We start from the raw sequence: 7,369 nt of genomic DNA, 5'->3' as shown, positions 1-7,369 counted from the left end.
AAGCGATTGTCTACGTCGAGCGGGCGATCCGCCACAATCCGCTTGATCCTGGCCTCGGCGTGTTCCTGCACGCTTTGGCGATGGCGATGATGGCGCAGGAGCGCTGGGACGAAGCGTTGCCGGTGTGGGAGCGGGCCTATTCCATGCGGCAAGACTGGATCGTGGTGCTGGCGCAGGGGATCATCCTGCTGGTCAATCTCGATCGGATGGAGGATGCCAGGGCGATAGCCGTGAAGCTGCAGGAACAAATGCCCGGTTTGACCAGCACCAAGCTGATGGACCTGTTCTTCAAGGCTACGGCGCTGAACCGGCAGCTGTGGGTCGATTCCCTGGTTGCCGCGGGTTTCCCCGAATGAGCAGTCCCGACATCTTCCTTAGCTACAACCGCGAGGATGCCGCGCGGGCGAAGCATTTCGCCGACGGCTTCGCGGCCGAGGGGTTCGAGGTCTGGTGGGACGTGTCGCTGCGCAGCGGCGAGGCCTATGACCAGGTCACCGAGGAAGCCCTGTCGAACGCCAAGGCAGTCGTCGTCCTGTGGTCGCCGCGGTCGGTGGTCTCCCGCTGGGTCCGCGCCGAAGCGACCGAGGCCGAACGCAACAAGACGCTGCTGCCGGTAATGATCGAGCCGTGCAAACGTCCGATCATGTTCGAACTGGTCCAGACCGCCGAGCTCTCGCACTGGCGGGGCGATACCGACGATGCGGCTTGGCAGGCATTCCTGGGCCATGTCCGGAGCTTCGTCGGGAAAGACGTCCCGGCCCCCGCCACCGAATCCCCCCAGGGGAAGCCCGGCCAGACCTCGGTCGTGGTCCTGCCCTTTGCCAACATGTCGAACGATCCCGAGCAGGAATATTTCGCCGACGGCATCACCGAGGACATCATCACCGACCTCAGCAAGGTCTCGGCGCTGATGGTGATCGCGCGCAACACCGCCTTCACCTTCAAGGGCAAGCATGTCGATATCAAGGATGTCGCGCGCCAGCTCGGGGTGACCCATGTCCTCGAAGGCAGCGTGCGCAAGGCCGGGAACCGGCTGCGGATCACCGCCCAGCTGATCGACGGCGCGACCGGCGGGCATGTCTGGGCCGAGCGCTACGACCGCGAGCTGGCCGATATCTTCGATATCCAGGACGAAATCTCCGAAGCGATTGTCGGGGTGCTCAAGCTCAAGCTGCTGCCGGCGGAAAAGAAGGCGATCGAAGTCCGCCTCACCAAGAGCGCCGAGGCCTATGATCATTACATCCGCGCCCGTGCGCTGCGCGCGACGATGATCCCGGCCAGTATGCGCAAGGCGATCGGCGCCTATCGCAAGGCGCTCGAACTCGACCCCGAATTCGCGATGGCCTGGGCCGGCCTCGCCAGCAACCTCATGGTCGTGGGCTCCCTGTTCCCGGGCAGGGCCGACATTTCGCAGGATGAGATCGACCAGGCAATCGACCGGGCGGCCAGCCTGGCCCCCGGCTTGCCCGATGTCGTCGCGAGCACGACCCAGTTGAGCCTGGCGAGGCACGACTGGGAGAAGGTGGAAGACTGCATCAGCCGGTTCGAGGAACTGCAGGACAACAACTGGACCGCGCACAGCACCGCATTGCTCGTGCTCGGCCGGGCCAATGCCGCGGTCGACCAGCAGCGCAAGGTCGCCAATGCCGATCCGCTCTCGGTTGGCGCCTCCTGGGCCCTGCAATTCGCGCTCGATTGTGCCGGCCGGCTCGATGAAGCCGATGCGGAATACGAGAAGACCAAGGATTTTGCAGGATCGCGGGCGACCTTCGAATGGCAGGCCTGCGCCAGGATGATGGCGCTGAAGGACCATGCCCGGCTGAAGCAGCGGTTCCTGCTCAATGCGCACGAGCAGGATCAGCGACAACCCTATGCGCTTGCCCTGGCCGAAGCGATCGACGATCCAAAGCAGGCCCTTGGCATCCTGCGCGATGCGTTCGAAAATCCCGCCAACAGGTCGGTCCTGGTGATGGACGGGATCGCGCATTGGGCGGCCTATTTCGGCGACTTCGACCTCGCCCTTGCCGCCTTGCGCCTGGCGATCCTGGAGCTTGCCGGCACCTTTCTCATGGACCTGTGGCATCCCAATTTTGCGCCGATGCGCCGCGATCCGCGCTTCAAGCAGATCGTGATCGACCTTGGCCTTCCCGATCACTGGCGCAAGAGCGGGAACTGGGGCGATTTCGCGCGACCGGTGGGCGACGACGATTTCGAGCTGGTGACTCCTTGAGCGGCGCAACTGCTCCACCCTTGTCCTTTGCACGGGGCGGCGGAAAAGCTAATCAACGGCCATGACAGAGAATCAGACGACTTCACCGCGCGAGGCTGTTGCCGTGTTCGGCAATGCCGACGACCTCGAACAGGCGATAGACGAACTGCTCAGCAATGGCTTCGACCGGGCCGAAATCAGCCTCCTGGCGGGCGAGCACGCGGTCGAGGAAAAGCTCGGGCACAGATACCGCAAGGCGACCGAACTGGAGGACGATCCCGAGGTTCCGCGCATCGCCTATGTCGCGCGGGAATCGATCGGCGAAGCGGAAGGCGCGCTAATCGGCGCACCGCTCTATGTCGCGGCGACCCTCGCGACGATTCTGGTGCTCTCCTCGGGCGGCACGCTGGCCGCCGCGATTGCCGGGGCGGTTGCCGCCGGGGGCGCGGGCGGAGCGTTCGGCGCGGTGCTGGCGAAGATGGTCGGCGATCACCATGCACGCCATATCGAACGCCAGATCGAACATGGCGGGCTGCTGCTGTGGGTGCGGACCTGGGACGCGGCGGACGAGGCGCGCGCGGTCGAAATCCTGAAGCGCCATTCGGGCAACGACGTGCATGTCCACGGGGGCTGATCCCCGGCGGTGATCCGCCCGGGTGGTTCAGGCGCCCGGCGAGGCGTCGAGCCGGACCTTTTCCCTCGCAACCTCGACTTCGGTAAAGGCGCGCGGGCTCTTGCTCTGCATCATCCGGTCGGCCAGCGGGTAATAGCCCGACGGCAGCGCCGCGAGCGGCATGCCGGCCGAGGCCAGCTCATAGGGCGAGACGCGGTGGCGGGTCATTAGCCCGTCGGTCCCGTCCTCGATCAGCTCGGTCTCGAATTTGAGGCCCTGTCCCGCATCCTTCGAGCGGGCGACCTTGGCCACCGCCAGCTGCCCCGAACCGAGGTCGAGCACGAATGTGGTGCCTTTGGGAACGCCCGTGAGGCCTTCGATCCAGGCCCCGGTCTTGGAGAGATTGCGCAGCATGACGGTGTAATAATGATCCTCGTGGATCAGGCCGACTTTGCGGAACAGGGTCTTGCGGTCGGCGCGATAGCGCGGCGGACCCGACGGGGTGAAGACCAGCTTGCCGGTTTCGAGCCGGCGCAGGACTTCATCCTGGGTCAGCGGCTTCGAATAGATGTAGCCCTGGACCAGCGACGCGCCGCGATCGCAGACCAGCTTGAGCTCGTCCATCGCTTCGACGCCCTCGGCGACGGTCTCCATGCCGAGCGCCTGGGCGAGCGCGACGATCGCGGAAATGATCGCCGGGTTGGTGTTGCCGCTTTCTGTGCAGCCGCGCACGAAGCTCTGGTCGATCTTGATCTTGTCGAACGGCGCGCGGTTGAGATAGCCGAGCGAGGAATAGCCGGTCCCGAAATCGTCCATCGAGAGGCGCACGCCGATCTTCTTCAAGGTGGCGAACATCTTGTCGACCGCCTCGACATCGCCGACGAAGACGCTCTCGGTGATCTCGAGGTCGAGCCGCGAGGGGTCGAGACCGCTTTTCGACAGGGCCGAAACCACGACCTTGGGCAGGTCCTCGTTCATGAATTGCCGGGCCGAGACGTTGACCGCGACCTGCAGGCCGTCGGGCCATTGCGCCGCATCCATGCAGGCCTGGCGCAGCGCCCATTCGCCCAGCTTGATGATCAGGTCGCTCTTCTCCGCGATCGGGATGAACAGGCCGGGATTGACATTGCCGAGTTCGGGATGCTCCCAGCGCATCAGCGCCTCGAACGCCTTGACGCAATTGTCCTTCGGGTCGACGAGCGGCTGGTAGCTCAATTGCAGCTCGCCGCGGGCCAGCGCGTCGCGCAGTTCCTCCTCGATCCGGTGGTGGTTGGCCGAAGCTTCCTTCAACTCGGCCGAATAGAAGCGATAGACGCCGCGACCCGCGGACTTGGCGGCATAGAGCGACATGTCGGCGGCGATGTTGAGCTCGTCGCTCTCGATCCCGTCATAGGGGGCGATCGCCACGCCGATCGAAGTGCCGATGATCGCGCGCTTGCCGGCGAGCGAATAGGGCTGCGAGAGCATCTGGATGATGCGGGCGGCAAGGTCCGCCAGCGCGCCGCGGTCGTCCATGTCGGGCAGGATCACCTGGAATTCGTCGCCGCCCAGCCGGCCGATCTCGCCGCTGTCCTTGACCACCGCCTGCAGCCGCTGGGCGACCTGCTTCAAGAGCTCGTCGCCGGCCGCGTGGCCGTGCGTATCGTTGACCTGCTTGAAGCGGTCGAGATCGAGCATCATCAAGGCGCAGCTGCGCTTGGCCAGCTTGTATGCGTCGAGGATCGATTTCAGCCGTTCCGCCATCCGGCGGCGGTTGGCGAGCCCGGTGAGCACGTCGTATTGCGATTGCTGCTCGGCTTCGAGCTGGCGCTGGTATTCCGGGGTGATGTCGATCGAACTGCCGCGATAGCCGTGGAAACTGCCGCGGTTGTCGACCAGCGGCCGGCCATAGAGCCGCCACCAGCGTGGCGGGCCGTTGTCCGGCACCACTTCGACCACCTGGTTCTCGATCTTGGAATGGGCCCTGAGCTGGAAGCCGAGGGTTCGCTGGCCCTTGCCGCCGCCTTCGTGATGGGCATCCCTGAAGAATTCGGTCAGCGGCTTGCCGATCGGGTCGGCGGCCTTGCCGAGCAGCGACAGGCCCTGTGGCGAAAGGTAGCTGAGTCTGCCGTCCTTGTCGGTCGCCCAGAAGCAGCCGACCCCGACCGCCTCGATCTGGTCGAGCACATCCCGCCGGCTTACCCTGGAAGCCACCTTTGCGGACGGTGCCTCCATCCGCCGGGACTTCCCGGAATCCTTGAGAAAACCCAATGCCAAATGTCCGACCCCTCTCAGACCGGGCAGTTTTACTGCCTCGTGCAAGGTCTCATGCCAGCTTAACCGCTTAGAAACAGTTAACGGGCCGGTAGCCATGCAATCGCCGGGAAATGCACGCCCCGACGCCAGGTAGAATCCCTGGCTGTTCCTGCCGAACAGGAGTCCTGGGGGTGCGCCGCACGTCCTATCCGCGATGGCGATTCTTTCGGTGGCTAAACGGTTTCTCCGGTTGTAACGGCCCGTTCGCCATGCGATTCGCGAGGCGGGGGATCGAGATGGACCAATTGCTGAAGGACCGGTCGAGCGTGTGGCTCTTCGCGCTCGGGGTGGTAGCGGTAACAGCCGGCGTATTGCTGCACCTGCCAATGTTCTGGATGGGCCGCGACATGGGCTTCCGGATGGCCGGGATGCCGATGGATCCCGGCATGATCGCGGGCATGTACATGATCCTCGGCGGGGTCGCGCTTTCGGCTTGGGGCCTGTTGCCCAAGCGGGTGGCCGAGCAGGTCGCCGCCTCGCGCCATATCAGCGTCGCCGCGCCCGAGGACGCGCCGCTCCAGCGCGCGCACTGGCAGCTGATGGCGGTGCTGGTGGTGGCCTTGATCATCGACATCATGAAGCCCGCCTCGCTCGGTTTCATCATGCCGGGGATGACCGCCGAATACGGCGTCGACCGGTCGGTCGCCGCGTTGGTGCCGTTCGCCGCGCTCGCGGGCACCGTCACCGGCTCGATCTTCTGGGGGATCATGGCCGACATCTACGGCCGCAAGGCGACGATCATGCTGTCGGCGGTGATGTTCGTCGGCACTTCGATCTGCGGCGCGATGCCCTCGCTCACCTGGAACATCATCATGTGTTTCCTGATGGGCATGTCGGCCGGCGGGATGCTGCCGGTCACCTATGCGCTCCTCGCCGAAGTGATGCCGAGCAAGCATCGCGGCTGGGCGCTGGTGCTGGTCGGCGGGCTGGGTTCGGCCGGCGGCTATGTCGCGGCGAGCGGGTTTTCCTCGTGGCTCGAACCGATTTTCAGCTGGCGGATCCTGTGGCTGTTGAACCTGCCGACCGGGCTGATCCTGCTGGCGATGGGCCGGCTGATCCCCGAATCCGCCAAGTTCCTGCTCGCGCGCGGGCGCCGGGCCGAGGCGCAAAAGGCGATGGCGCGCTTCGGCACCACCAGCCACACCCATGGCGTGGAAGAGGAGGACGTCGATTTTGCGCCGCTCCATCTCGATCCCGAACACGGAGCCGAGCGGCCCAAGGGCGGCATCTGGATGCGCGGGTTCCGCGGCAAGTCGGCCGCGCTCACCACGTTGGCGCTGGGCTGGGGGCTGGTCAATTTCGGGCTGCTGCTATGGCTCCCCGCGGCACTGGTCGAACGCGGCCTGCCGATGGCGGCGGCCTCGAAGCTGATCGCGCAATCGGCGTTGGTCGCCTTCCCGACCGTGTTCGTGGTGGCCTTCTTCTATAGCCGCTGGAGCACCAAGGGCTCGCTGCTCGCCGCGACCGCGATCACCGGGATCGGGCTGGTGGGCGTGCTGGCGATGGATACGGTGGGGCTGGCGCTCCCGCCGGTCGCGATCCTCGCCTTCCTCATCATCGGCACCAATGCGATGCTGGCGATCCTGTTGCCCTATACCGCGGAGAGCTATCCGCTGCATATTCGCGGGCGGGCGACCGGCTGGATCGCCGCCTGCACCAAGGGCGGCGGGCTGGCCGCACAGGGGCTGAGCATTGCCGCGCTCACGCCGCCGCTCGGCCTCGCCGCGGCGATGATCGCGGGGCCGGTGGTGGTGGGCCTCGCGCTCGGCCTGCTCTACTGCGCCGAAACCCGCGGGATCGACCTCAGGACCGTCGACCGGGGCGGATCGCGAACCGCCTAGATCCGGTCCATCCTGAGCCAGCCGTCCTCGCCCATCCAGACCTTGCCGAGCGCGGCTTCCGCCGCCTGCGCCTCGAGCCGGTTGCCGAGCCTGCGCTCGGTCCGCGCCAGGCCGAACAGCGCCGGGCCGCTATTGGGCGCTTCGACCAGCGCCGCGCGGAAGGCGTCGCGCGCTTCGGCAAACTGGCCAGCGGCGTAATAGGCCGCGCCGAGCGACTGGGTGACCGGGTAGTACCAGTAGGGCGGCTCGGTATAGGGGACCAGCTTCTGCAGTTCGGCCGCCTTGGCGAAATGGCCGATCGCGGATTTGGCATTGCCGGTTTCGAGCGCCAGCCGGCCGCGCGCCACTTCGGCGGCGAGGGTGATCAGCGTATCGGCCGGGAAGCCGCCTTCGGCCATCGCCACGATCTCC

General features: G+C 65.9%; 6 protein-coding genes. 4 read left to right on the top strand and 2 right to left on the bottom strand.

Annotation, left to right across the window (positions count from 1 at the left end; all coding sequences use genetic code 11):
• The 3 genes from AC16XC_RS04275 to AC16XC_RS04265 all read left to right on the top strand — a co-directional run.
• Positions 1–356, top strand: a 356-nt coding sequence (locus AC16XC_RS04275; RefSeq protein WP_484033404.1) for a tetratricopeptide repeat protein, incomplete at its 5' end; no start/stop codon positions are given.
• The gene (locus AC16XC_RS04270) at positions 353–2,230 is read left to right on the top strand and encodes a TIR domain-containing protein (protein WP_484033403.1); all 1,878 of its coding nucleotides are present in this window, start codon (positions 353–355) and stop codon (positions 2,228–2,230) included. The genes AC16XC_RS04275 and AC16XC_RS04270, both read left to right, overlap by 4 nt.
• Before the next feature lie 61 nt (positions 2,231–2,291).
• Entirely contained in the window at positions 2,292–2,843 is a 552-nt protein-coding gene (locus tag AC16XC_RS04265; RefSeq protein ID WP_484033402.1) for a hypothetical protein, read from the top strand.
• A 27-nt stretch (positions 2,844–2,870) separates the two neighbouring features.
• Here the strand turns inward: AC16XC_RS04265 and AC16XC_RS04260 are convergent, their stop codons facing one another.
• Complete coding sequence (locus tag AC16XC_RS04260; RefSeq protein WP_484033401.1) at positions 2,871–5,015, bottom strand: putative bifunctional diguanylate cyclase/phosphodiesterase; 2,145 nt, start codon at positions 5,013–5,015, stop codon at positions 2,871–2,873.
• A gap of 311 nt (positions 5,016–5,326) precedes the next feature.
• On the opposite strand from AC16XC_RS04260, the gene AC16XC_RS04255 reads away from it, so the two are divergent.
• Complete coding sequence (locus tag AC16XC_RS04255) at positions 5,327–6,958, top strand: MFS transporter (RefSeq protein WP_484033400.1); 1,632 nt, start codon at positions 5,327–5,329, stop codon at positions 6,956–6,958.
• Here the strand turns inward: AC16XC_RS04255 and AC16XC_RS04250 are convergent.
• On the bottom strand, positions 6,955–7,369 hold a 415-nt coding region (locus AC16XC_RS04250; protein ID WP_484033399.1), incomplete at its 5' end, for a tetratricopeptide repeat protein. The genes AC16XC_RS04255 and AC16XC_RS04250 overlap by 4 nt on opposite strands.

It is taken from the genome of Candidatus Andeanibacterium sp. (genome assembly GCF_057143545.1).
The sequence above is the reverse complement of the archived record's forward strand: the minus strand, read 5'-3'. Positions and strand labels throughout refer to the sequence as shown.